General features: G+C 68.6%; 23 protein-coding genes. 16 read left to right on the top strand and 7 right to left on the bottom strand.

The window, feature by feature from the left end:
* Positions 1-3 precede the first annotated feature (3 nt).
* Complete coding sequence (locus E0H73_RS23550) at positions 4-936, bottom strand: Ppx/GppA family phosphatase (RefSeq protein WP_131360085.1); 933 nt, start codon at positions 934-936, stop codon at positions 4-6.
* Between the two features lie 84 nt (positions 937-1,020).
* Between E0H73_RS23550 and E0H73_RS23545 the strand changes: the two genes are divergently transcribed.
* Positions 1,021-1,761, top strand: coding sequence for a DUF3109 family protein (locus E0H73_RS23545; protein ID WP_131360083.1), 741 nt, complete (start codon positions 1,021-1,023; stop codon positions 1,759-1,761).
* On the opposite strand, the gene E0H73_RS23540 is transcribed toward E0H73_RS23545, so the two are convergent.
* Positions 1,754-2,704, bottom strand: coding sequence for an NAD-dependent epimerase/dehydratase family protein (locus E0H73_RS23540; RefSeq protein WP_131360081.1), 951 nt, complete (start codon positions 2,702-2,704; stop codon positions 1,754-1,756). The two genes, E0H73_RS23545 and E0H73_RS23540, sit on opposite strands and share 8 nt — an antisense overlap.
* Before the next feature lie 76 nt (positions 2,705-2,780).
* Between E0H73_RS23540 and E0H73_RS23535 the strand changes: the two genes are divergently transcribed.
* Entirely contained in the window at positions 2,781-3,413 is a 633-nt protein-coding gene (locus tag E0H73_RS23535) for a VOC family protein (RefSeq protein WP_131360079.1), read from the top strand.
* Between the two features lie 357 nt (positions 3,414-3,770).
* Here the strand turns inward: E0H73_RS23535 and E0H73_RS23530 are convergent, their stop codons facing one another.
* On the bottom strand, positions 3,771-4,397 hold the full coding sequence (locus tag E0H73_RS23530) for an AAA family ATPase (protein WP_238164185.1): 627 nt from the start codon (positions 4,395-4,397) through the stop codon (positions 3,771-3,773).
* 212 nt (positions 4,398-4,609) lie between these two features.
* On the opposite strand from E0H73_RS23530, the gene E0H73_RS23525 reads away from it, so the two are divergent.
* Complete coding sequence (locus E0H73_RS23525; protein ID WP_131360077.1) at positions 4,610-4,957, top strand: ArsR/SmtB family transcription factor; 348 nt, start codon at positions 4,610-4,612, stop codon at positions 4,955-4,957.
* Positions 4,954-5,433, top strand: coding sequence for an SRPBCC family protein (locus tag E0H73_RS23520; protein ID WP_131360075.1), 480 nt, complete (start codon positions 4,954-4,956; stop codon positions 5,431-5,433). Before E0H73_RS23525 ends, E0H73_RS23520 begins: the two co-directional genes overlap by 4 nt.
* Before the next feature lie 188 nt (positions 5,434-5,621).
* Here the strand turns inward: E0H73_RS23520 and E0H73_RS23515 are convergent, their stop codons facing one another.
* Together E0H73_RS23515 and E0H73_RS23510 are read right to left on the bottom strand one after the other, a co-directional pair.
* Complete coding sequence (locus tag E0H73_RS23515) at positions 5,622-7,061, bottom strand: WS/DGAT/MGAT family O-acyltransferase (protein ID WP_131360073.1); 1,440 nt, start codon at positions 7,059-7,061, stop codon at positions 5,622-5,624.
* A gap of 130 nt (positions 7,062-7,191) precedes the next feature.
* Positions 7,192-8,616 (bottom strand): beta-N-acetylhexosaminidase, encoded by a 1,425-nt coding sequence (locus E0H73_RS23510; protein ID WP_131360071.1) that lies wholly within the window; start codon positions 8,614-8,616, stop codon positions 7,192-7,194.
* A gap of 162 nt (positions 8,617-8,778) precedes the next feature.
* On the opposite strand from E0H73_RS23510, the gene E0H73_RS23505 reads away from it, so the two are divergent.
* From E0H73_RS23505 to E0H73_RS23455, 11 genes are all read left to right on the top strand, one after another.
* Complete coding sequence (locus tag E0H73_RS23505) at positions 8,779-10,008, top strand: MFS transporter (RefSeq protein ID WP_131360069.1); 1,230 nt, start codon at positions 8,779-8,781, stop codon at positions 10,006-10,008.
* 4 nt (positions 10,009-10,012) lie between these two features.
* Entirely contained in the window at positions 10,013-10,708 is a 696-nt protein-coding gene (locus tag E0H73_RS23500; protein ID WP_131360067.1) for a class I SAM-dependent methyltransferase, read from the top strand.
* Between the two features lie 103 nt (positions 10,709-10,811).
* Positions 10,812-11,375 (top strand): P-loop NTPase family protein, encoded by a 564-nt coding sequence (locus E0H73_RS23495; RefSeq protein ID WP_131360065.1) that lies wholly within the window; start codon positions 10,812-10,814, stop codon positions 11,373-11,375.
* Positions 11,368-12,624, top strand: a complete 1,257-nt coding sequence (locus E0H73_RS23490; RefSeq protein ID WP_131360063.1) for an ABC transporter substrate-binding protein — start codon at positions 11,368-11,370, stop codon at positions 12,622-12,624. Before E0H73_RS23495 ends, E0H73_RS23490 begins: the two co-directional genes overlap by 8 nt.
* Entirely contained in the window at positions 12,624-14,396 is a 1,773-nt protein-coding gene (locus E0H73_RS23485; protein ID WP_131360061.1) for an ABC transporter permease subunit, read from the top strand. Before E0H73_RS23490 ends, E0H73_RS23485 begins: the two co-directional genes overlap by 1 nt.
* A complete protein-coding gene (locus E0H73_RS23480) occupies positions 14,393-15,712 on the top strand; it encodes a hypothetical protein (RefSeq protein WP_131360059.1) in 1,320 nt (439 codons plus the stop codon). Before E0H73_RS23485 ends, E0H73_RS23480 begins: the two co-directional genes overlap by 4 nt.
* Before the next feature lie 34 nt (positions 15,713-15,746).
* Positions 15,747-17,147 (top strand): DNA repair protein RadA, encoded by a 1,401-nt coding sequence (gene radA / locus E0H73_RS23475; RefSeq protein WP_131360057.1) that lies wholly within the window; start codon positions 15,747-15,749, stop codon positions 17,145-17,147.
* 155 nt (positions 17,148-17,302) lie between these two features.
* Positions 17,303-18,241, top strand: a complete 939-nt coding sequence (locus tag E0H73_RS23470) for a beta-ketoacyl-ACP synthase III (protein WP_131360055.1) — start codon at positions 17,303-17,305, stop codon at positions 18,239-18,241.
* Between the two features lie 219 nt (positions 18,242-18,460).
* A complete protein-coding gene (gene disA / locus E0H73_RS23465; RefSeq protein ID WP_131360443.1) occupies positions 18,461-19,516 on the top strand; it encodes a DNA integrity scanning diadenylate cyclase DisA in 1,056 nt (351 codons plus the stop codon).
* A gap of 120 nt (positions 19,517-19,636) precedes the next feature.
* Entirely contained in the window at positions 19,637-20,209 is a 573-nt protein-coding gene (locus tag E0H73_RS23460) for a PadR family transcriptional regulator (RefSeq protein WP_131360053.1), read from the top strand.
* Complete coding sequence (locus tag E0H73_RS23455) at positions 20,185-21,714, top strand: DHA2 family efflux MFS transporter permease subunit (RefSeq protein WP_131360051.1); 1,530 nt, start codon at positions 20,185-20,187, stop codon at positions 21,712-21,714. Before E0H73_RS23460 ends, E0H73_RS23455 begins: the two co-directional genes overlap by 25 nt.
* On the opposite strand, the gene E0H73_RS23450 is transcribed toward E0H73_RS23455, so the two are convergent.
* Entirely contained in the window at positions 21,685-22,332 is a 648-nt protein-coding gene (locus tag E0H73_RS23450; RefSeq protein ID WP_131360049.1) for a hypothetical protein, read from the bottom strand. The two genes, E0H73_RS23455 and E0H73_RS23450, sit on opposite strands and share 30 nt — an antisense overlap.
* A gap of 23 nt (positions 22,333-22,355) precedes the next feature.
* On the opposite strand from E0H73_RS23450, the gene E0H73_RS23445 reads away from it, so the two are divergent.
* Positions 22,356-23,261: an HhH-GPD family protein gene (locus E0H73_RS23445; RefSeq protein WP_272949147.1), complete on the top strand. Its 906-nt coding sequence runs from the start codon at positions 22,356-22,358 to the stop codon at positions 23,259-23,261.
* Positions 23,262-23,318: 57 nt separating this feature from the next.
* On the opposite strand, the gene E0H73_RS23440 is transcribed toward E0H73_RS23445, so the two are convergent.
* Positions 23,319-24,269, bottom strand: a complete 951-nt coding sequence (locus E0H73_RS23440; protein ID WP_131360044.1) for a DivIVA domain-containing protein — start codon at positions 24,267-24,269, stop codon at positions 23,319-23,321.
* Positions 24,270-24,276: the final 7 nt, after the last annotated feature.

The following is a 24,276-nucleotide window of genomic DNA, read 5'->3' as shown; positions in this document are numbered from 1 at the left end:
GGTTCACCGCGGTTGCAACTGGTCGAGCCGGGACAGGATGACGCCTTCCCGCAGCGCCCACGGGCACACTTCGAGGGAGGGGAGGTCGAACAGATCCATCACCGCGTCCGCGACCAGCGCACCGGCGAGCAATTGAGTGGAGCGCCCCGCCGACACCCCGGGCAGTTCGGCCCGCTCGTCGGCGCTCATCTTGGTCAGCTTCGGCATCCACTCGGCCAGGTCCTCGCGGTCCAGCGAGCGCGGCACGTACGGTCCGTCGTCGGACGGCGCCGCACCGCAGATCCTGGCCAGCGACCGGAACGTCTTGCTGGTGGCGACCGACCGTTGCGGCTCGCCTGCGCGCAGTACCGGCCCGGCCACCGCGGCCATCTCCATCCGGATCCGCTTGCGCAGGGCCTTCACCTCGTCCTTGGCCGGCGGGTCCTGGGACAGGCCCTCCCGGGTCAGCCGGCCGGCACCGAGCGGTGCGGAGACCGCCACCGTCGGCTCCTCGTCCGAACCGGCCGCGATCTCCAGCGATCCCCCGCCGATGTCGAACACCGCAAGCCGCCCGGACGACCAGCCGAACCACCGGCGGACCGCCAGGAACGTCAGCCGGGCCTCGTCCTCACCGCTCAGTACCTGCAGGTCGATCTCGGTCTCGGCGCTGACCCGGTCCAGCACCTTGTCCCCGTTCGGCGCCTCCCGCAGGGCGGAGGTGGCGAACGCCAGCACCGACTCACAGCCCTTGTCCTCGGCCAGTTCGGTAGCTTCCTTCACGAACGACACCAACCCGTCCGCCCCGGACTGGGCGATCTTGCCGTCCTTGTCCAGGTGCTCGGCCAGCCGCAGTTCGGTCTTGTGCGAGTACGCCGGGTACGGCGCGGCACCGCGATGCGCATCCACCACGAGGAGGTGGACGGTGTTGGATCCCACGTCGAGTACGCCGAGCCGCATACCCTCACGCTACCGTTCCACCGGAGGACAGCGCGCCGGAGTCGGCATTCACCGTCTGCGGGCGAAGGCGCGTACGCTTTCCAGGTGCCTGAGGTTTCTCTCGATTTCCCCCGTGCCTGGGTCGAGTTCATCGACCCCGACGATCCTGACCAGGTGTTCCGTTGCGATCTGACCTGGCTGACCTCCAACTGGACCTGCATCTTCGGGGGTGGCTGCCGCGGCATCTACAAGGGCCGGCCGAACGACGGCTGCTGCACCCTCGGCGCACACTTCTCCGACGATGACGACGAGAAGCGGGTCAAGCAGTACGTCAAGGAGCTGACCAAGGACGACTGGCAGTTCCGCAAGGAGGGCCGGAAGAACGGCTGGGTCGAGACCGACGACGACGGCGACCGCAAGACCCGCGTCTGGGAGGGTGCCTGCATCTTCCTGAACCGGCCGGGCTTCGCCGGTGGCGGCGGTTGCGCGCTGCACAGCCTGGCGCTGAAGAAGGGCGTGCACTTCGTCGAGACCAAACCGGACGTCTGCTGGCAGTTGCCGATCCGCCGGACCTTCCGCGAGGTGGAGCGCCCGGACGGTACGACGTACACCGAGGTCGGCATCGGCGAGTACGACCGGCGTGGCTGGGGACCGGGCGGACACGACCTGGACTGGTACTGCACCGGCAACACCGAGGCGCACATCGCCGTCGAGGCGGTCTTCGAGTCCAGCCGGGTCGAGCTCCAGACTCTGATGGGTCACAAGGCGTACGACGTACTCGCGGATCTGTGCCGGCAGCACCTGGAGGCGGCCCGGCCGTTGCTGCCTCACCCAGCGTCTAAGTGACCTTGCCGTTGTCGACGAGCCACTCGATGCCTGACAGGGCAGCCTCGATCGCGGAGTAGCGCGGTCGGAAACCGAGCAGTCTGGCGGCTTTGTCCATCGAGCAGTTCGGGCTGTGCGCGACGTGGTCCCACATGGCTCCCGCGTCCCGCTCCGACAGCTGCTCGCGCAGTTCGCCGATCGGCAGGAAGCCGAGCCGGGCCTCCTGGCCGAACCAGTCGGCGACCGCGTGCGCGTAGCCGCGCAGCGTCACCGCATCGCTCGCGACCACGTGGAAGCTCTCGCCGATCGCGGTCGAACGGCTGGCGATCGCGGCCAGGAAGATGCCGGCCACGTCGTTGGCGTGCACCGGGTTGATCGTCTCCAGGCCGAGGTTCGGCAGCAGCAGGTCGTCGCCGTGGGCGAGCTTCTCGTACACCTCGAGGTTGAAGGTGGCGGCCGGGGTGATCGGAGTCCAGCCGGGGCCGCAGATGTGGCCGGGGTGGATGACCGTGGTCGGCAGACCGTTGCGGCGGGACTGGTCGAGCAGGTAGCGCTCGATCGCCGCCTTCTGGATGCCGTAGTCACCGAACGGCCGGCGCGGCGTGTCCTCCCTGGTTGGCACGGTCATGCTCGGCCCGTGCACCCAGATCGTGCCGCAGTGCAGCAGGTGCTGGATCTTCCCGTGCACTGCCTCGACGAGCTGCTTCGCACTGTCCTCGGTGAAGCAGATCAGGTCGATCACGATGTCCGGCTCGAGCCCGGCCACCCGCTCACCGAAGGTGCCTGCGGCATCTTCCGCGGCGCGATCGACCTGGACCAGCTCGACCTGTTTCCAGGCGCCATCACTCTGGTACGGCGACCGTTCGCCGCGACTGAGCACGGTCACCTGATGCCCGAGCCGCACGAGCTCCGGGACCAGGTAGGTGCCGATGTGGCCAGTTCCTCCGATGACGACCGTACGCATGGTGGAGAGCTTAGAACGTGGCCCCGACACACCCCGGGGGCCACGAGTGTCGGTGGGTGGGGACACAATGACTGGCATGCGTCTGGATCATCTGTCGTACGCGTGCGGCCCTGACGGCTGCAAGGCCACGCTCGAGCGGTTGTCCGCGCTACTGGGGGCGGAGTTCGTGGACGGTGGTGTGCACCCGCGCTTCGGCACGGTCAACCACATCCTGCCGTTGGAAAACGATCGGTACATCGAGGTCGTCGACGTACTCGATCACCCGGCGTCGGACAAGGCGCCGTTCGGCCAGGCGGTGCGCGCCCGCAAGGAGCTGGGCGGCGGCTGGCTCGGCTGGGTGGTTGCGGTTCGCGACATGGAGCGGATGGAGAAGCGCCTCGGCCGCGAGGCCGCACCTGGCAACCGGCACCGGCCTGACGGGGTGAACCTGACTTGGCGGCAGATCGGCGTGAAGGGCCTGATCGCCGACCCGCAACTGCCGTTCTTCGTCCACTGGGACGACCTCACCGAGCACCCGTCCGTCGGCGGCAAGGGCATTCGGCTGACCGCGCTCGAGATCGCGGGCGACCCCCACCGCGTCACCGACTGGATCGGCCACCCCGCCGACCACCTCCTCGACGACCTCGACGTCGCCTGGGTGGGCCCCAACGGCCAACCCGGCCTGGTAGCCGCCGTCTTCCAAACCCCCAACGGGGTCGTCCGGCTGTAGTTTCTGTCCCCAGCGTGCTACGCAGGCGCTCCTCCGTCGCACCGGCTCCGTGCGCTCCCGCCCGCCCGACCTTCCCGACGGGCTGACCGCCCGCACATGCTGGCTACCGCCGGGTCTCGCGGCTACCGCCGCGGTGTGCGGGGCTACCGCCCCGGCGGGCGGCGGGCAGCTGTCCGCGGGCTGGCTGATCCGTCGCTCCGACTGTCTGCGGAGTCCGCTGGGCGGCGTGCAGGCTGGCCGCTTACTGGAGTGCCGGGCGGCTGCTTACGGGCGTGCAGGGCGGCGTACCGGGTGCTGTATGCCTGGGGTGTGGGCGGCTTGCCGGGGTGGGTGCTTGGTGGAGTGGCGGTGGCGGGACTAGTGGATTCGGAGGGGGCGGGGGGTGTTGAGACTGGTGTTGTCTATGAGGATGTCTGCTTTCTGGTGGGGGTTGCAGGTTTTGAAGTAGAGGTGTTGGGCGTCCACGTAGCGGCGGACGGTGGGGTGGTTGGGGTCGGGGTTTGTGCCGTCTCGGTGGGACATTCGTTGGATGGTGATGTTGAAGGGGACGTCTAGGAAGATGGAGAGGTCCCAGGCGTTCTTGAGTTCGTTGCGGTGGAGGAAGAGGCCGTCGACGACTAGGACTGCGCCGGGTGGGGCTACCTGGTAGGGCAGATCGAGGATCTGGTCGGTGGACAGGTCGTGGGCGGCTGGGCGGTAGTGGCGGGAGCCGCCTGGGCCCAGTGGGTCGAGGACGTCGGTGTGAAGGCGGTCGTAGTTGAACGCGTCTTGCCAGAAGCCCTCGGGAGATGTTCGGCCGCGGCGATATCTGATGGCTCGGACGTTGTGGAAGTCGTCTACCGAGACGCGTACGACGGGCCGGGCGGCAGTTCGTAGGGCCGCGGCCAGTTCGTTGGCGAAGGTTGTTTTGCCTGAGCCGTCGACACCGTCGATGCCTACCCGGACACAGTCGTCGCTGGTTGGGTGGGGGATCTCGTCGGCCAACCAGGTCAGCAGGTCCGGACGAGCGAGGGGTTGGTCGAGTGCGGGATCCGAGGGCACGTCACGATCCTCGCACCACAGACGTGCCCGGCTCTGCGCGACCGGCGCGGGACCGGGACTGACGATGTGACTGATCCAAGGCAGACGAGTGGCGCGCGCCAGATCGGCTGCTCGGCGGTTGACCGGGGTGAACCGTCGGGCTAACGTACAACCAAATGGTTGTAGATAATGGTGTCGTCGACGGGTTGCTGGCGGCGTTGGCGGATTCGACGCGGCGGGACATCGTGCGGCGGTGCCTGGTGGACGAGGCGTCGGTGTCGCGGTTGGCCGAGGCGTATCCGATGAGTTTTGCGGCGGTGCAGAAGCACGTCGCGGTGCTGGAGCGGGCCGGGCTGGTGACCAAGGAACGCAGGGGGCGCGAGCAACTGGTGCGCAGTGACCTGGACGCCGTACGGCGGGCCCGGGACGCACTCGACCAGCTCGAGGTGATCTGGCGTGGTCGCGTGGATCGGATGACGGACCTGCTGACCGAGAGCACACCGGAGCGAAGGGACAAGAAATGAGTGTCACGAGCGTTGACAAGGACTTCGACGCACTGACCCTGACCCTGATCGCGGACTTCGCCGCGAGTGTGGAGCAGGTGTGGGAACTGTGGGCGGACCCGCGGAAACTCGAGCGGTGGTGGGGCCCGCCGACGTACCCGGCGACGGTGATCGAGCACGACCTGACGCCGGGTGGCGAGGTGTTCTACTACATGACCAGCCCGGAGGGCGAGAAGTTCCACGGCCGTTGGCAGATTGTTGCCGTCGACCCGCCCGAGGCGATGGAGTTCGTCGACTCGTTCGCTGACTCCGAGGGCAACCCGGCCGCCGGGATGCCGGCGACCACCACGCACCTGCACCTCGGCGCGTACAACGGCGGCACCCGGATGGAACTGCGGGCGGAGTTCGGCACCCGCGAACAGATGGACCAACTGATCCAGATGGGCATGGACACCGGACTGGAACAGGGCGTCAGCCAAATGGACGCTTTGCTCTAGTCGCCCGCTGTTCACCGCCGACTCTGTGCACCGATCAACCACCAAATCCCGTCCCGCGTGACCGACCCGTGCCCAAAGTCGCGTCAGCACCCAGTCGGAGGCTGGCCGATCAGCCGCCGCGTTGGTAGCAGGCGATGGTCGCGGCACGGCGGACGTGCCGCACTCACCAACCTCATGATCGAGTACATCTAGTGGATGTTCTCGAGGTCGACGAGTGAGACCTCGAGCTGCGCCAGCAGCCGTTGCAGATGCGGGACCGTACGCCGGCAGCCGATCAGACCGAAGTGCAACTGATGGTCGTAGCTGGTGACGCTGATGTTCAGCGCCTGGCCGTTGAGCACGATGCTGGCCGGATACATCCCGAGCAGGCGCGACCGGTTCCAGTACAGCGGACTCTCGGCCGGGCCGGGCACGTTCGAGATGACCACGTTGTACGGCGGCGTCGTACGGCCGGCCACACCGGGAAGAACCGCCGCGGGACCGGCGACGCCGAAGCCGAGAGCGCCGACCAGCAGTCGCTGCAACGGACTGAGCCCGGACAGCACCCCTTTGGCATACGTGGTCGAAGCCATGATGCGGCGGATCCGCTGCTCGGGGTCCGCCTCGTCGGTGGCGAGGTCGGCGATCATCGTGCTCAGCGCGTTGCCGCCGCCAGGTGCGTCGGCGTCGCCGCGCAGGGAGACCGGGACCATCGCGGTCAACGCCTTGTCCGGCAGGGCGTTCAGCTCGAGCAGATAGTTGCGCAAGGCCCCTGAACACAGGGCGAGCAGAACGTCGTTCAGCGTCGCCCCGGTGATTGCGCGGACTTTCTCCAGGCGTTCGATCGGCCACGACTGCGCCGCGAAGCGTCGTGCTCCGGTGATCGGCTGATTCAAGATCGTCCGCGGCGCCTGAAATGCAACGGACGAATGCTCGGCCTGCAGAGTCCGCAACAAACTCTTCAATCCAACCGGCGTAAGACCAGCAAGGTCAGCCAGCACCCGCCTAACATGAGCAGCACCACCCGGCGCCCGCCCGATCGCTGCAAACAATTCGGCAGCAGTCGGCATCCGGCCGACAGTACTTTCCACAACCGATTCGGGAGAGGCCGGCAACGCGAAAGGCGCGGGCATATCCGTTGTGTCCGGGTCGGTGGTGAGAGTGTCCTGCATCCAGCGGAGAGCGGTGACGCCGTCGAGCAGCGAGTGGTGGATCTTGCTGTAGAGGGCGAAGCGCCGGCCCTCGACGCCCTCGATCAGGTGCATCTCCCACAGCGGCCTATGCCGGTCCAGCAATGTCCCGTGCAGGCGACTGGTCAACTCGAACAGTTCCCGGAATCGCCCCGGACGCGCCAGTCCGGACAGCCGCACGTGGTACTCGAGATCGATGTCGTCGTCGTGCTCCCAGGACCAGTAGCCGAGGTCGAGTGCCCGGTTCCGCACCCGCCGGGCGAACAACGGATTGACCGCCGGCGCCGCGACCATGTCGTGGTACAGCTGCGACAGGTAGTCCCGGGAACCTTCCGGGAACACGTGGTCCCGTCCGGCGCCCTCCGGCAGCTCGAACACCATCAACCCGCCGACGTGCATGGGCTGCTCACGGCTCTCACCGAGCAGGAACATCGCGTCCAGCGGTCCCACCGCGGTCATGGTCCCTCCCGCTCCCGACCTGGGATCCCCGACGCCTCATCGTCGCCATCGGGGCCCAGTCCGTCTACCCCTGCCCACAGCGCTTACGGAGATTTTGTTCTCCCCTCAGCAACTGAAGCAGAAGCAAAAGCTAGTCGAGGGGACGGTAGTTCACGCCGATGCGCTCGATGCGGGCGAGGTGCGGGCGGAGGCGGGTGAGGAACTCGTCGTACGACGTGCGCGGGGAGCCCCAGGCGCGTTCGGCGAAGGCGGACAGGCGCGGGAGGAGCATGTAGCCGACCTGCTGCTCGTCCGGCATGTACTCGGTCCAGATCTGGCACTGGGTGCCGACGATCAGGGCCGCCTCCTCCTCGGTGAGCGAGGCCGGGATCACCTCGAAGTCGTAGACCTTCTCCAGCGGGATGAAGTTGCCGATCGCGAGCGGCTCGGTCGCCGGGTCACCCTGGTAGTAGTCGAAGTACACCGACTCGCACGGCGCCATCACGGTCTGGTGGCCGGCCTTCACCGCGATCTCACCGCGCTGCGCGCTCCGCCACGCCATGATGACCGCGTCCTTCGGGCAGTCGGTCTCGACCATCTCGTCCCAGCCGACCAGCCTGCGGCCCTCCTCGGCCAGCACCGACGCGACCTGCTCGGTGAACCAGCCTTGCAGCTGCCCCGGCTCGGTCAGCCCGAGCTCGGCCTGCCGCTTCTGCGCCTCCTCCGAGACGGCCCACTGCACCGACGGGCACTCGTCACCGCCGAGGTGGATGTACGGGCTCGGGAAGATGTCCAGCACCTCGCGCAGCACGGTCCGGACGAACTCGACGGTCGCGTCGTTCACGTTCAGTACGTCGTCGCTGATGCCCCAGTACTGCCGCACCGTCAGTTGGGTGTCCGGGTTGTTGCCGAGCTCCGGGTACGCCGCGATCGCGGCCTGCATGTGGCCCGGCAGGTCGATCTCCGGGACCACGGTGATGCCCCGCTCGGCGGCGTACGCGACGATCTCGCGCAGATCGTCCTTGGTGTAGAAGCCGCCGTGCCGCTGCCCGTCGTACTCGAAGTCCTGCTGGCCGCGCGACATCTTGCCGACCATGGTCTCGTCCCGCCATGCGCCGATCTCGGTCAGCCGTGGGTAGGCCTCGATCTCGACCCGCCAGCCCTGGTCGTCGGTCAGGTGGAAGTGCAGCGTGTTCAGCCGGTGCAGGGCGAGTACGTCGAGCACCTTGAGCACGAATTCCTTCGGCATGAAGTGCCGGGCGACGTCCAGCATCATGCCGCGCCACGCGAACTGCGGCGCGTCGGCGATCCGCACCGCCGGCACCGCGACCTTGCCGTCCTCGGCCGGCTCGGCCGCATCCAGCAGTTGCGCGTACGTCGACTCCGCGTGCCGCAGCGCGTCCTCGGAGCCGGCCGACAGGCGGGCACCATCGGCGGTCACGTCGATGCGGTACTCGGTCTCGCCGAGGTTCTCGACCACGTCCCGGATGGCTTCGCCGGCGGGATCCGCGCTCACCCACTGGCCTTCGTCGACGGTGAGTTCACGCGGGGCAGGAACGATCGCGATGTCGGGCATCCGGAACTCCAAAGCAGGGGGTGGACTTACGTCAGAACGATCCTATAAGCGCGCATCGGTGCGCGTCCACGTTCTGAAGTGCGCGTAGAGCGCCTCGTGAGAACACTGTCGAACACACTGAATGGGGCTGCTTACCGGTCAGGTTGATGAGAAGGTGAGCCCGTGACCGCCGACATCAGACCCGCCGAGCTGCAACGAACGACGCTGCGGGTGCTGGTGGTGAGCAATGTCGTGGGCGGAGTCGCCGTCGCGAGTGGGTTCGCGGTCGCCGGGCTGCTGGCCGAGAGCATCTCAGGCTCCACCTCGATGGCCGGACTGGCCGCCACGTCGACCACTCTGGGCGCCGCGATCCTCGCCGTACCGCTGGCTGGGCTGGCCAGGTCGCGCGGCCGACGGGTGTCGTTGACGGTCGGCTATCTGATCGCTACGACCGGTGCACTGCTGAGCATCGCCGCAGCCCAGATCGACTCGCTCGCACTGCTCCTGCTGGCCGGTTGTCTGTTCGGCAGCGGGTCCGCGTCCAATCTGCAGTCCCGGTACGCCGCGACCGACGCGGCGGACCCAGCACACATCGCCCGCTCGCTCTCCCTGGTCGTCTGGGCCACAACAATCGGTGTGGTCGTCGGTCCCAACCTCACCGGTGTCGGCGGCGCTGTGGGTACGTCGCTGGGAGTCATGGCACTCGCCGGCCCGTACATCTTCTCGGTCATCGCCTTCGCGATCAGTCTGGCCACGGTGTGGTTCGGGCTGCGCCGGCTGCACCAGAACACTCCCAGAGCCAAGGTCGAACGGCAGCCACTCGCCTCCACCTTCCGGACCGTGATGTCGATCCCCCATGCCCGGCTGGGGTTGCTGTCCATCGCGGTCGCCCATGCAGTGATGGTCGGAGTCATGTCGATGACGTCGGTGCACCTGCGGCACCACGGTGCATCGCTCACGATCGTCGGCTTCGTCATCAGCGGTCATGTGGCCGGCATGTACGCTCTCTCGCCCGTGATGGGGTGGATGGCGGATCGCTTCGGCCGCATCCCGACCATCGGCATCGGCCTGGCTGTCCTTGCCTCAGCCATGACAGTGGTCGCGCTCGCGCCCGACAACGCTCACGGCCTGACCGCGGCCGCACTGGCCTTGCTGGGACTCGGCTGGTCCGCCTGCCTGGTCGCCGGCTCCACCCTGCTCTCCCGCTCGGTGCCAGAAGACATCCGCACGTCGGCTCAGGGCCTGTCCGACCTGACCATGGGTGCGTTCGCCTCGATCGCCGGTACGGCGGCCGGCCCGATCCTCGCCGTACTCGGCTTCCACTGGCTCGCCGTCTTCTGCGGGATGCTCCTGATCCCGGTCGCCCTACTGGCCGCGACGACCAGACCAATGCCGGCAGCAACTAGGGTTTGACGATGTGAGCATCGCGGACGGTGGGATCCCTAGTCCCAACATCTGGCATCACCCGAAGGTGTACGAGGTCGAGAACCGGGCCGTCGATCCTGACGGGGTGATCGAGCCTGCCATGCGGGCAATCCGGGACTGGGCCGGCGCGACGTTGCTCGACATCGGCTGCGGGACCGGATTCCACCTTCCGATGTTCGCCGCAACGGCCGGCCGGGTGATCGGGGTCGAGCCGCATGGTGCACTGGCCGACGCAGCCAAGCGTCGTACCAAGGACCTGCCGAACGTCGAGGTCCGGCAGGGTACGGCGCAACGGCTGCCGGTGCCGGACTCGTCGATCGACGTGATGCACGCGCGCTGGGCGTACTTCTTCGGGCCGGGCTGCGAACCGGGACTGGCCGAGCTGGACCGGGTGATGCGGCGCGGCGGGACGGCGTTCGTGATCGACAACGACGGGAGCCGGTCGACGTTCGGGCGCTGGTTCGCCGAGTCGTACCCGAAGATCAAAGCGGCCGACGTGGAGGCGTTCTGGACCGCGCGCGGCTGGCAGCGGACGCCACTCGACATGGGCTGGCGGTTCCAACGGCGGGAGGATCTCGAGGCCGTGATCCGGATCGAGTTCACGCCGGCCGACGCGGAACGCATCATCGCGTCGCATCCGGGGGTCGAGGTCGACTACGCGATCAACCTGTGGAGCCGGACCTTCTGAACGTCTTCTGAAACGACACCCGGACGGCCCTGCGAACGGACCTCCACTCCCCATAGGGTTGACGAACCACTCGACGGGTCTTCTGGGGAGGCGCCAGCCACGGATGGACGGTCTGCTGCTCGAAAAGGTCCCCGGCTTGCCGGAGACGGTCCAGATCGACGTAGGCGAGCAGCGAGCGCTGGTGATGCCGTCGGCCGCTGCAGCACGCCGGTTGGTCGATGTGCTGACCGGTGCAGACGATCCACCGGCCGGTGCAGTGGTGACGATCAGCGATCCGGTCCGGCTGGTGCCTGCTGAAGGCGGACTGCTGCCACACCTGACAGTGCTCGGCAACGTCGTCCACGGCCACATCGTCAAGCACCGCGTCACCCGCAAAGCCGCGGAGGAGGAGAGCCTTGTTACCGCAGGAGACTGCGGATTGGACGACGTACTGGATCGCTATCCGCACGAGATCACGCCAGGACGTCGCCGGCTGGCCGGTGTGGCTCGCGCACTCCGCGCACACCCGAGGGTGATCGTGCTGGAGGACGCAGCCGGTCTGCCGACGTGGGGATCATTGCTCCGGCTCCACCACGCACCCGAGGAACCACCCCCTGAGCTGTACGGAGCCGCAGTGCTGCTGATCACCACCGACTCCAGCCGTACGGCGGGCTTCCGCGATGCCTAGTAGCCGCAGAGCATTCCTGGGAGCCGCCGCGACGCTCATGGTCGCGGGGTGTTCGAACGACGTACTGGGACTGCGGCGCAGTGTGCGGGTCGCGGTGAGTTGGAGCGGTCAGGAGTTGCATGCGTTCCACGACGTACTCGATGGTCTGGGCAAGCTGGACTACCCGGTCGAGGTCGTGCCGCTGGGCGACGACATCTCCACTGCGTTCGGGGCCCGCTCCGGCCGGCGGCCGGACCTCGTGATGCTGCCGCAGCCCGGACTGGTCCCGCGTGAACGCAATGAGCGCAACGACCTCCAGGCCATCCCGGACGAGCTCGCGACCCCCGGCCGGGCGCGGCTGTGGAAAGACCTGCTCGTGTACGACGGCAAGACGTACGGCGTCCCGTTCAAGACGGCCCACAAGTCGGCGGTCTGGTACCGGCCCTCTGCGTTCCGGGAGGTCGGTGTGGAGCCACCACAGCTCTGGTCGGACTGGCTGATGCTGAACAAGACGCTGACCGACGCAGGTGTCCGGCCGCTCTCACTGGCCGCGGGTGACGGCTGGGTACTCACCGACTTTCTCGAGAACGTCCTGCTGGGCATAGCGCCTGCGGTCTACGCAGGGCTGGCGACAGCGACGGAGCCGAGGCCGTCACGACGACCCGAGTTCGCCGCAGCCCTTCGTTTGCTGGGATCCATGTGGTCCGCTCCGGGCGCGTTGGCCGGAGGTGTGAAGCGCTCCCTCGTGCAGCAGTTCCCGGATGCGATCGTTGAGGTGTTCGGCCACCGCAGAGCCGCCATGGTGCTGGCGTCCGACTTCGCCGAGCCAGTGGTGCGTTCGTTCGCAGCCGACCCGGACGACATCGGGGTGTTCACGTTCCCGGCTCTCGCGCCGGGTGCCGCCGCGCCAGTTGTGGTCGGCGGCGATGTAATGGTGCTGCCGAAGCCCTCCAGCGACGACGCAGTCGACCTGGTACGTCGTCTGTCCGACCCGACCGCGGTGGACCCGTGGATCAGGCAGGGCGGCTTCCTCGTCGACGGACGGGTGTCGGGCTACTCGCCCGAGCTGACCAGACTGGCCGAACAACTGACCGCACCGAATGGACTGCTGCAGTTCGACCTGTCCGACCAACTGGGACCCGTTGGTGGCATCAACGGGCTGTGGCGCGTGCTCACCGATTTCCTGATCAGGATCGGCGATCGCGGCAGTGCCGTCGTACCGGAGGCTGTTGACGCCGCGGTGAACGAACTGCGTGAGGTGGAGAGCTGATGGGCTTGCAGACGAACGGCCTTTCGCTGGAGATCGTCGGGCGCGAGGTGAGCGGCCGCCCCGTGGCCGGCAAGCCGCGGCGACCGGCCGGACCGTACCTGCTCGGGCTCCCCGCGCTGTTGCTGAGCAGCCTGCTGCTGATCCCGATCGGGGTAACGGTCGTGGCGGCGTTCCGGACCAGCAGTGGCTTCGGGTTCGGCAACTTCGCGGTGATGGGTGACCCCGGCGCATTGCGTGCCGTAGGCAACAGTCTGGCCTGGGTACTGGTCGCGTTCGCGCTGGTCGTGGTCGGGTTCTTCCTGGCCCTGTTGAGTTATCGGCTGCCCGGGCTGACGTCGTTCCTGCAGCCCGCACTGGTGATCCCGTTCGCTGTGTCCGTGCTGGTGTCGGGTGCGACGTTCCGGCTCATCTTCGACCCGACGCCGGAGCGCGGCACCGTGACTGCGGTCTGGACGCGGCTGTTCGGCACTAGCCCGGTGTGGCTCGGCCCCGGCCTGTTCTGGCTCGTACTGGTGTCCGCCTTCGGCTGGACCTGGCTCGGGTACGTCGTCTCGTTGTTCCGCGCCGGCCTGGACGCGATCCCGGACGACGTCACTCGCACGATCGCCGCCGAGGGTGTCACGGGCTGGCGACGGCTGTTCGCACTGGAGATCCCACTGCTCCGGCCGATCACCGGTGTGGTGACGCTGACTCTTGTCATCGCGGCGGTCCGGGTCTTCGACCTTGTCTTGATCGTCGTACCTGGTTCCATGCAAGGCTCCGCGGATGTGCTCGGCCTGAACTGGTGGCGTGCGAACGCGAATGGTGCGGACTCGGGTCGTACGGCGGCGCTTGGTGTGGTGCTGTTCGCGATCGTGGCCGCTGTCGCCGTGATCGGCGTACGCGGACTGCGCCGGCGCCGGTGGGCGATGCCGGTCTCTGTGGTGACCCCGGACCCGACGCTGGGCCGTCCGAAACCCAGCAAGCTGGTACGGCGCTTCGGGTGGATCGTCGGCTTCGCAGTCAGCCTGGTGTGGATCTTCCCGGCCATAGTGCTCGTCGCCACTGCTCTCCACTCCCCACGTGAGGCCGGTCTGCACGGTTGGTGGTCGCTGTCCGGTCTCGGCTTCTCGTCCTTCAGCGCTGCCGCCAACATCGGACTGTTCCGCGCTCTGCTGTCCACAGTGCTCATTGCCGGCGCAGCCACAGCAGTTCTCCTGGTAATCGCCGTACCGACCGCCTATCTGATCGCGTGGGGTGGTCTACCGCAGTGGCTGGGCCGCGTGGTCATGGCCGTGTTCGTCGTACTCGCGGTCACCCCGGTCCAGATGTACGCCGCTCCGCTGCAGGACGCGATCGGTGCAGCGGGGTTGGCCGGATCGCGGATCGCGTTGGCACTGGTCCATGCGGCGGCCGGTCTGCCGTTCGCTGTGCTGCTCCTGCGGTCCGCGTTCGCGTCTGCTCCACCTGCTTTGGTTTCTGAGGCTCTGCTGGGTCCTGCGCGACAGAGCGCCGTACTGGCGACGGTGCAGCGGACCTATCGGCCGGCGTTGATCGCGGTGGCGGTGCTGGAGTTCGCACTGGTGTGGAACGACTTCATCGTCGGGTTCCTGATCAGCGGTCCGGGTACGACGCCGTTGTCGCTGGTGTTGTGGGGCGAGGCTCGGCAGTTCTCCGCGTCCAGTGGGACCGTCGCTGCTGCCGCTGTGGTCGCGTCAGTTGTGCCCGCCGTACTGATGCTGACGTTCTGGCAGAAAGTGGTGCGTGGACTGACCGCAGGGAGTCGGCCATGACTTCTGGCGACCAGCAACCGAAGCCGGAGAACAAGGAGCGCCAAAGCCGCAGGCGGGGTGACTTCTTCGGGATCAGCGCGCTCGCCTCAGCACTGCTGTCCGGTCTTGCGGGCGAGCGGCTGTCGCAGAGTCTCGACAGCGGCGGCTGGGTCCGTGTGGTCGGCCTGTCGCTCACATTCCTCTTCCTGCTCATCTGGGCGGCGTACTACGCGCCGACCGTGCTGGCGGCGTACAAGCGACGGCGACAAGAGGCTGTGGCAGTCGTCGCAGCCCCGGAGCTGCGTGCGGCGGCGGAGGAGGCCGAGCAGTGGATGATCGCGCTCGGCTCCGACACCGGCGGTATAGCGGCCGCCGAGTGGTACTCACTGAACGAGCCGCAACTGCGCGAGCGCCTGCAGGCCGAGAAGCCACGCGAAGGCATCGCGGACGACTTCGCCCGGATCTGCGACGCGCTGGAGGTCTGGTACCTGCGCCGGTCCGAGCCGCTCCCGTTGCTGGAGCTCAGCGAACTCCTGTCCGCCGTTGCGGAGGCCTGCGGGCGCCGCGATCTCGCAGAACTCGCGGCGGCTCGCGAAGCAACGGCGTACCGCTTGCTGGGTGATCTGGAGAGTGCGACCACGCGGCTGGGCGTCTCGGACAACGTGGCGACCCACAGCCGGACCGCGGCGGCGCTCACGACTCGCCGGCAGGTCGAGCGGGCGCTTCTGCACCTAGCTCGTGCGGAGCAATCGCCGGCGGGCAACGACCGGGTCGAGGCGGTGCTCAACGCGCGCGACCGGTTGGACGACGCGCGCCTGAACCGGCCAGGCCCTGACCTGGCTGCCGAGGTGGCGATCCTCATCAACCGCGCGATCGTGAACCTGTACCAACTGGAGCCGGAAGAGGCGCTCGACCAACTCCGGCCCGCCGTCGCACGTGCTCGCGCGGCCGGTGACATCAGCGGCCAGGCCCACGCGTCCGAGCTGATGGGGGTAGCGGCCTGGATGCAACGCAGTCCGCACGAGGCCAAGCGAATGTGGCGTCATGCGGAACACCTCTACTCGGAGATCGACGAGAGCGAAGGCCGCGCCCGCTGCCTGCAGCACCTCGGATCGGCAGAGGTCGTGGCCGGCCGGAAGAAGCAGGCCCGGGCGTTGCTCGAGCGCAGCGCCGGGCTCCGGACATCGGAGAGTGAGCTGCTGACGAAGTACCTCGAGGCCGCGCAGGAGGACGGGAAGCCGCCCGAGGTCGACGACGACGGCGGGGACGGCGTCACGGTTGGCCGGTTCCGGCGGCTGCTCGACAAGATCAGGGATCACTTCACGCTCAGCCGCTGAGGTTTTGTCGGCGGGTTCGCCTAGGTTGTTCTGCATGGCGAAGGCGACGGGGAACACGAAGGCCAAGCCGCAGTTCGCGTGCACCGAGTGCGGGTGGACGTCGGCGCGCTGGATCGGTCGCTGCGGCGAATGCCAAGCCTGGGGCACGGTCGCCGAGGTCGGTGCGCCCAAGGCCGCCCGGATCAGCGCCGGGCCGGTGTCGTCGCCGGCCATGCCGATCGCGAAGGTCTCCGTCATCGAGGCCGAGTCCCGTCCGACAGGCATCGCCGAGCTCGATCGCGTTCTCGGTGGCGGCGTCGTACCAGGCGCCGTGATCCTGCTCGCCGGCGAGCCCGGGGTCGGCAAGTCAACGCTGCTGCTCGAGGTCGCCGCGCAGTCGGCTCGCCGCGGGCAGCGCACGCTCTACGTGTCGGGTGAGGAGTCGGCCGCCCAGGTGCGGCTGCGAGCCGGCCGGACCGACGCGCTGGTCGACGAGCTGTACCTCGCGGCCGAGACCGACCTGTCCGCGGTGGTCGGCCAGGTGGACGCGGTCGAGCCGACGTTCCTGGTGATCGACTCGGTGCAGACGATGGCGCATCCCGAGGTGGACGGCGCTCCTGGCGGCGTGACCCAGGTGCGTGAGGTCACCGGTGCGCTGGTGCGGCTGGCCAAGGAGCGGCACATCGCGGTCGTGCTCGTCGGCCACGTGACCAAGGACGGCGCGATCGCCGGTCCGCGGATGCTCGAGCATCTGGTCGACGTCGTGCTGGCTTTCGACGGCGACCGGCACTCCGGGTTCCGGATGGTGCGGGCGACCAAGAACCGTTTCGGTCCGTCCGATGAGGTCGGCTGCTTCGACATGGTCGACACCGGGATCGTCGAGGTGAGCGATCCGACCGGCCTGTTCGTCTCCGAGCACGCCGAGCCCGTCGCCGGCACCTGCGTGACGGTGATGATGGAGGGCCGCCGGCCGCTGCTGGCCGAGGTCCAGGCGCTGGTCGGACCGTCCGCCGCGCCACAACCGCGCCGGACCACCTCCGGCCTCGAGTCGTCCCGCGTCGCGATGGTCCTCGCCGTCCTCGGCAACCGGGTCGGCCTGAAGCTGACCGACCAGGAGGTGTATGTCGCCACCGTCGGCGGCGTGAAGATCACCGAACCGGTCGCCGACCTGGCCGTCGCGATCGCGGTCGCGTCCTCGGTGATGGACCGCCCGATCCACCCCGGCCTGATCGCGATCGGCGAGGTCGGTCTGGCCGGTGAGGTACGCCGCGTCGGCGGTCTGGAGAAGCGCCTCGCCGAGGCTGCCCGGCTCGGCTTCACCAAGGCGATCATCCCTGCCGACGTCCCCAACCGCGGCAAGGACCTCAAGCCGATGGACATCCAGGCCAAGTACGGCCTGCGTACCTTCGCCGCACCCGACCTGCCCTCGGCGCTGCTGGCCGCCGGCCTGACCTGAGCGGTTGTGTCCCTTCCCACAAGATCGGGTCAGGGATGAGACGCGGGCTGCCCGGGGCTGATGGACGGAACGTAGTCTTGAGACGCCCCCGCCGGGTTCAGTGCTGAACCTGGGATACCGCCCGGCCTTGCCGGATGACCTCAGGAGCACTCGAGATGACCGGATCCAGAGTTGTCGCGCTCGGCCACTATCAACCGGAGCGGGTGCTCACCAACGACGAGCTCGCCACCATGGTCGAGACCAGTGACGAGTGGATCCAGAGCCGGGTCGGCATCCGCGAACGCCGGATCGCCGCGCCCGACGAGAGTGTCGACGAGATGGCCTGGCGGGCAGCCGACAAGGCCGTGGCCAACGCCGGCCTCGACAAGGACGAGATCGACTACGTGGTGGTCGCCACCTGTACGGCGATCGACCGGTCACCGAACATCGCCGCCCGGGTCGCGGCTCGTCTCGGCCTCGGCAACCCGGCTGCGATCGACGTGAACACCGCCTGCTCCGGCTTCGCCTACGCACTCGCGACCACCGACCAGGCCATCCGGGCCGGCGACGCGACGAAGGCGCTGGTGATCGGCGTCGAGAAGCTGAGCGACTGGACGGACTGGACCGACCGCACGACCTGCGTGCTGATCGGCGACGGTGCCGGCGCCGCCGTGGTGGTCGCAAGCGACGAGCGCGAGATCGGCCCGGTGGTCTGGGGCTCGGTGCCGGAGATGTCGGACGCGGTCCGGATCGAGGGCCGCGAGGGCCCGTTCCAGCAGGAAGGCCTGAGCGTCTTCCGCTGGGCCACCACCAAGCTGCCCGAGATCGCCCAGCAGGTCTGCGAGAAGGCCGGGCTCAAGCCCGAGGACCTCGGCGGCGTGGTCCTGCACCAGGCCAACCTGCGCATCATCGAGCCGCTGGCGAAGCGGCTCGGCGCGGTCAACGCGGTGGTCGCGAAGGACGTCGTCGAGTCCGGCAACACGTCCGCGGCGAGCATCCCGATGGCGCTGTCCAAGCTGGTCGAGAAGCGCGAGATCCCGTCCGGCGCGCCGGTACTGCTGTTCGGTTTCGGCGGTGGTCTGTCGTACGCCGGCCAGGTCATCCGCTGCCCCTGACGCGGCAGACGCCGTACCCGCAACGTCGGGTTTCACGCGGGGAACCGGAACTGCACGGTCCGGATGCACGGGCGCCTGCACGCGCACGGGCGAACACCGTCCCGACCTGACCTGCCGAGCGACCGGTCGGCGGGTACTTCCGCGCGAACGCGACGGCGTGACCGCATAGACTCAGGTTTCGTGGCTCCGAATTCCGACAAGAACAGCACCGGCGCCCGGATGCGCGCGACCCTCGCGGCGGTGGCACCGGGTACCGAACTGCGCGAAGGCCTGGAACGGATCCTGCGCGGGCGTACCGGCGCCCTGCTCGTCCTGGGTCACGACAAGACCGTCGACTCGATCTCGACCGGCGGCTTCGAGATCGAGGTCGAGTTCACCGCGACCGGACTGCGTGAGCTCAGCAAGATGGACGGCGCGATCATCCTCGACCGCGACGCCACCCAGCTGATCCGCGCCGCCGTGCACCTGATGCCCGACCCGTCGATCCACACCGACGAGACCGGTACCCGGCACCGCACCGCCGACCGGGTCGCGCGGCAGACCGGGTTCCCGGTGATCTCGGTGTCGCAGTCGATGCACATCATCGCGCTGTACGTCGACGACCAGCGCTACGTGCTGGAGGACTCCGGCGCCATCCTGTCCCGCGCCAACCAGGCCCTGGCCACCCTGGAGCGGTACAAGCTGCGCCTCGACGAGGTGTCCGGCACCCTGTCCGCACTGGAGATCGAGGACCTGGTCACGGTCCGGGATGTGGCCGCGGTCGCACAGCGGCTGGAGATGGTCCGCCGGATCGCCACCGAGATCGACGGGTACGTCGTCGAGCTCGGGACCGACGGCCGGCTGCTCACCCTGCAGCTGAACGAGCTGGTCGCCGGGGTCGCCGGCGAGCGTGAGCTCGTGGTCCGCGACTACCTCCCGCCGGCCGCGGGTCGCAAGCCCAAGACGGCCGACGACGTACTGCTCGAGCTGGACGCCGTCAGCCCGACAGACCTGCTCGACATCGGCCAGGTCGCGCGGGCCCTGCAGCTGGGTGGCGCCGAGCAGCTCGACGCCGCCGTCACCCCGCGCGGCTACCGCCTGCTGGCGAAGGTGCCGCGTCTGCCGGGTGCCGTGATCGACCGGCTGATCGATCACTTCGGCCACCTGCAGAAGTTGCTGGCGGCAAGTATCGACGACCTGCAGACGGTCGAGGGCGTCGGCGAGAACCGCGCCCGCACGGTCCGCGAGGGCCTGTCCCGGCTGGCCGAATCCAGCATCCTCGAACGCTACGTCTGACCCGCTTGCCACCAGGCGCCCCCGGCTCGTGATCGAGCCCGGGGGCGCTTGCGTTTCCGGCGTACGGCGAGTAATACTCCACATGGAACATTTCGCGTGGAACAATCCGGGTGGAGGAAGATGGCCGACCTGACCCCGCTGGCGATCTCGGTGCTGGCGCTGCTCGAGGAGCGGCCGATGCACGCCTACGAGATGTACCAACTGCTGATCAGCCGGCACAACGACCGGATCGTCAAGGTCCGCCCCGGCTCGCTCTACCACACGGTCGAGCGGCTGGCCGGGCAGAACCTCGTCCGCGCGATCGGCACCGAACGTGCCGGGAACCGCCCCGAACGGACGACATACGAGATCACTCCGGAGGGCAGCCAGGCGCTGACCCGGCGGGTGGAAAGTGGTATCGAGAAGTACGTCTACGAGTACCCGCTCTTCCCGGTGGTGCTGAGCGAGGCACACAACCTGGACGCCGACGACGCGGTGCTGCGGTTCCGCCGCCGCGTCGAGGACCTGGACCGCTGGCTGGCCGATATCGACGAAGTGGTCGGCGCCGCCCGGGCGGCGAAGGTGTACGAGCCGTACTGGATCGGCGGTGCCTACGTCCGCAGCCAGATCGCGGCGGAACGCGACTGGCTCGCCACCGTCATCGAACGTATCGAGAGCAAGGACCTGGAATGGCAACCCCGCAAGAAACAGTGAGGCCGCAGGTTCGGCCGTGGCCGGCGCTGTGGGCGCTGGTCCTCGGCTTCTTCATGATCCTGGTCGACTCGACCATCGTGTCGGTCGCGACCCCGGCGATCCTGGAGGATCTCGGGACCGACGTCGGCAACGTTCTCTGGGTGACCAGCGCCTACCTGCTGGCGTACGCCGTACCGCTGCTGGTGACCGGGCGGCTCGGCGACCGGGTCGGGCCGAAGAAGGTCTATCTGACCGGTCTGGCCCTGTTCACGCTGGCCTCGGTCTGGTGCGGTTTCACCACCACGATCGGGATGCTGATCGTGGCCCGCGTCTTCCAGGGCTTCGGCGCGTCGATGATGACGCCGCAGACGATGGCCGTGATCACCCGGATCTTCCCGCCGGACCAGCGCGGCCGGGCGATGAGCCTGTGGGGCGCGACGGCCGGCGTGGCGACCCTGGTCGGCCCGATTCTCGGCGGCGTCCTGGTCGACGGTCTCGGCTGGCAGTGGATCTTCTTCGTGAACGCGCCGGTCGGGGTGGTCGGCTTCGTGCTGGCGATGCGCCTGGTGCCGAACCTGGAGACGCACCCGCACAAGTTCGACCTGATCGGCGTCGCGTTGAGCACGGCCGGCCTGTTCTGCCTGGTGTTCGGGATCCAGGAGGGCCAGAAGTACGACTGGGGCCAGATCAAGGGACCCATCTCGGTCTGGTCGCTGATCATCACCGGGCTGGTGCTGCTGGCGGTTTTCGTCGTCTGGCAGTCCCGCAACCGCGGCGAGCCGTTGCTCCCACTGGGTTTGTTCAAGGACCGCAACTTCTCGCTGGCCAACATCGCGATCACCACGGTCGGCTTCGCGATCACCGCGATGGCGTTCCCGCTGATGCTGTACGCGCAGGCGGTCCGCGGCCTCAGCCCGACCAAGGCCGCGCTGCTGCTGGTTCCGATGGCAGTCATCTCCGGTGCACTGGCGCCGTTCGTCGGGCGGCTCGTCGACCGGACGCCGCCGCGGTTCATCGCAGGCTTCGGACTGCTGTGCTGTTCGGTGGCGATGTTCTGGCTGAGCCAGGTGATCGAGCCGGACCTTCCGATCTGGGAGCTGCTGCTGCCGATCGCACTGCTGGGTGTCGCGAACGGCTTCATGTGGGCGCCGATCGGAAGCACCGCGACGCGGAACCTGCCGATGCACCAGGCCGGAGCCGGCGCGGGTGTCTACAACACGACCCGGCAGGTCGGCGCCGTCCTCGGCAGCGCGGGCATCGCCGTACTGATCGAGTCGCGGCTGGCGCACAACCTGCCGGCCATGCCGGGTGGAGCGCCCGCGGGTGGTGAGGGTGCATTTGCCGGAGGCAAGCTTCCGGAGGCGGTCGTGCAGGGTTTCAGTGACTCGATGGCTCAGTCGCTGATCCTGCCGGGCGCCGTACTGCTGATCGGTCTGGTCGCGGCGCTGCTGTTCGCCAAGCCGTCGCACATGGCGCGGCCGGCCGACGTACCGGGATCAAACGACCTGGAAGGCCTGCGCGGGTGACGGAGTGCCGTCGAAGACGGCCTTGACCACGTAGGTACCGGGCTTGGCCACCGGCTGCCCCGGCAGGCAGCCGGGGCCGGACCGGTGGCCGTTCCACGCCACCGTACTGGCCGCTTGCTTGCCTTCAGCAACAACTAGCGTGGTGCGCTTGATTGCTTGCGCGCAATGCGTCGTGGTCCAGATCAGGTCGTTGCCCGACATCACCGTGACGGTCAGCTGGCTGGGATCGACACTCGCCTTGCACCCGTCCGAGACCGCGTCGAGCCGGACCACGAAGTTCAGCACGGACCCGGAGACGATCCGGCGGGTCGCGGGCAGTACGTCGACGCGGAGGTCGGATCCTTCGCACTTGGTGTCGCGCGGGGTCGGCGGTGGCGTGCTCTTGGCCGGCTTGTCGGTCTCCGTCGCCGTCGGTGTGGTGATCGGCGTCGGCGGCGGGGCGCTGCTGGGGTTCTGCTGCGGGCCGGACGCGGCCGAATTCTGCGGATCCTCACCGCCGCCGGAGAACAGCCGGAAGACCAGGATGAACAGCAGCGCCACAACGACGAGTACCAGTCCCCGGCGGAACCAGTACACGCTGGCGGGCAGATGCCCGACCGGACGGAGCAGGCTGCTCATGCTCGCACCCTAATATCGGCTCTGTGCTGGACCAGTCAGGCTCGCCGCTCACCGCCGCAGCTACCGCTCTGCACGAGCCGGTGCTGCGCTGGTACGACGCCAACGCCCGGGTGCTGCCGTGGCGGCAGCCCGACGCCGGCCCGTGGGCGGTGATGGTCAGCGAGTTCATGCTGCAGCAGACACCGGTCAATCGGGTGCTGCCGGCGTACCACGCCTGGCTGGAGCGGTGGCCTAAGCCGGTGGACCTGGCCCCAGAGCCGCCAGGCGAGGCTGTGCGGGCCTGGGACCGGCTCGGGTACCCACGGCGTGCGCTCCGGCTCCACGCGGCGGCACAGGCGATTGTGGAGCGGCACGGCGGCGAAGTACCGGACGACCACGACGCACTGCTCGCTCTGCCCGGTGTTGGCACCTACACGGCCGCTGCGATCGCGTCCTTCGCGTTCGGGCAGCGGCACGCGGTTGTCGATACCAACGTTCGCCGGGTGCTCGCGAGGACTCTCACCGGCGTCGCACAGCCGACTATCTCCCCCACTGCGGCCGACCAGCGGTTGGCCGTGACCGCACTGCCCGCGGACGAGCCGACAGCGGCCCGCTGGGCAGTTGCCTCGATGGAGCTCGGCGCACTGATCTGCACAGCACGTACGCCGAAGTGCGGCGACTGCCCGATCCGCGACCGCTGCGCCTGGGTCCTCGCCGGCAACCCGCCGTACGACGGTCCGCCGCGCAGAGGGCAGACCTACGAAGGCACCGACCGGCAGGTCCGGGGTCGGCTGCTCGCGGTCCTGCGGGCCGCGTCAGGCGCCGTACCGAAGAAGGCTCTGGACGCCTGCTGGCACGACGACGTTCAGCGTGAGCGCGCGCTGGACGGACTCGTGGCCGACGGCCTGGTCGAGCCGCTCCCGCGGGCTCGCTACCGGTTGCCGAACTGAGCGACCGGTCACTCGAACCGAAAGGCCGGCCCGAGGTTCTCGGGCCGGCCTGGTGTTTCAGTTCTTCTTGCTGCCGGTGGTGGCTTGTTCGTCGTCGTCGGCCAGCAGGTCGAGCGGCATCGCCGGGCTGCCGGACAGCGTCGCCAGCATCTGGCGGACGTTGGTCAGCTGCGCGTTGATGCTGTCGCGGCGCTGGGTCGCGGCGGCGAGCTCGCGCTCGGACTCGGCCCGGATCCGCTCCGCCTTGTCCTTGGCGGCGGCAACGATCTCCTGAGCCTGCCGGTTCGCGTCGGCCAGCTGCTGCTGAGCCAGCCGCTCCGCTTCGGAGCGGGAGCGGTCGGCTTCGCGCTGCACCTGGGCGGCGCGGTCGGTGACGGCGGCCAGCTGCTGCTCGGCCAGCGCGGTCCGGGCGGCGAACTCCTGCTCGACCTTGCCCCGGCGCTCGGCCAGGGTGGTCTCGAAGGCGGCCGCGGCCTGAGCGGACTTGGCCCGCTCCTGCTCGTACAGCGCCTGGGCCTCGCTGCGGCGCGCGGTCGCATCGCGCTCGGCCTCGTCACGCATGTCGTCCGCCTGGGTGCGCGCCTCCTCCAGGATGCGGGCAGCCTCGGCGTCGACCTCGCTCTTCCAGTCCAGGGAGTACTGCTCGGCCTCCTTGCGGACCTTCTTGGCGTGCGCCTCGGCGTCGGCGACGATCGCCTCGGCGTCGGTGCGGGCCCGGGTGACCAGGTCGCGGGCCTCGTCGTCGGCCAGCGACAGGATCTTCGCCACCCGCTCACCGAACTCGGTGAACGTGGGCGTCCGGTCCTTGTTGTCCTCCTGGGCGGAGATGACCGCCGACTCCGCGGCGTCCGTGCGCTGCTGCAACTCCTGGACGTGCCGCTGCAGCTGCTCGGACTGCTGCTGCAGCGCGGTCAGCGAGGTGGTCAGCTCACGGATGTGCTGGTCCACCTGGGCAGGCTCGTAGCCACGCAGAACGGTCCGGAACGGGGTTGGGCTTTCACTGCTCATGTCTTCT

The sequence above is a fragment of the Kribbella pittospori genome (assembly GCF_004331465.1).
Lineage (GTDB): Bacteria > Actinomycetota > Actinomycetes > Propionibacteriales > Kribbellaceae > Kribbella > Kribbella pittospori.
The sequence above is the reverse complement of the archived record's forward strand: the minus strand, read 5'-3'. Positions and strand labels throughout refer to the sequence as shown.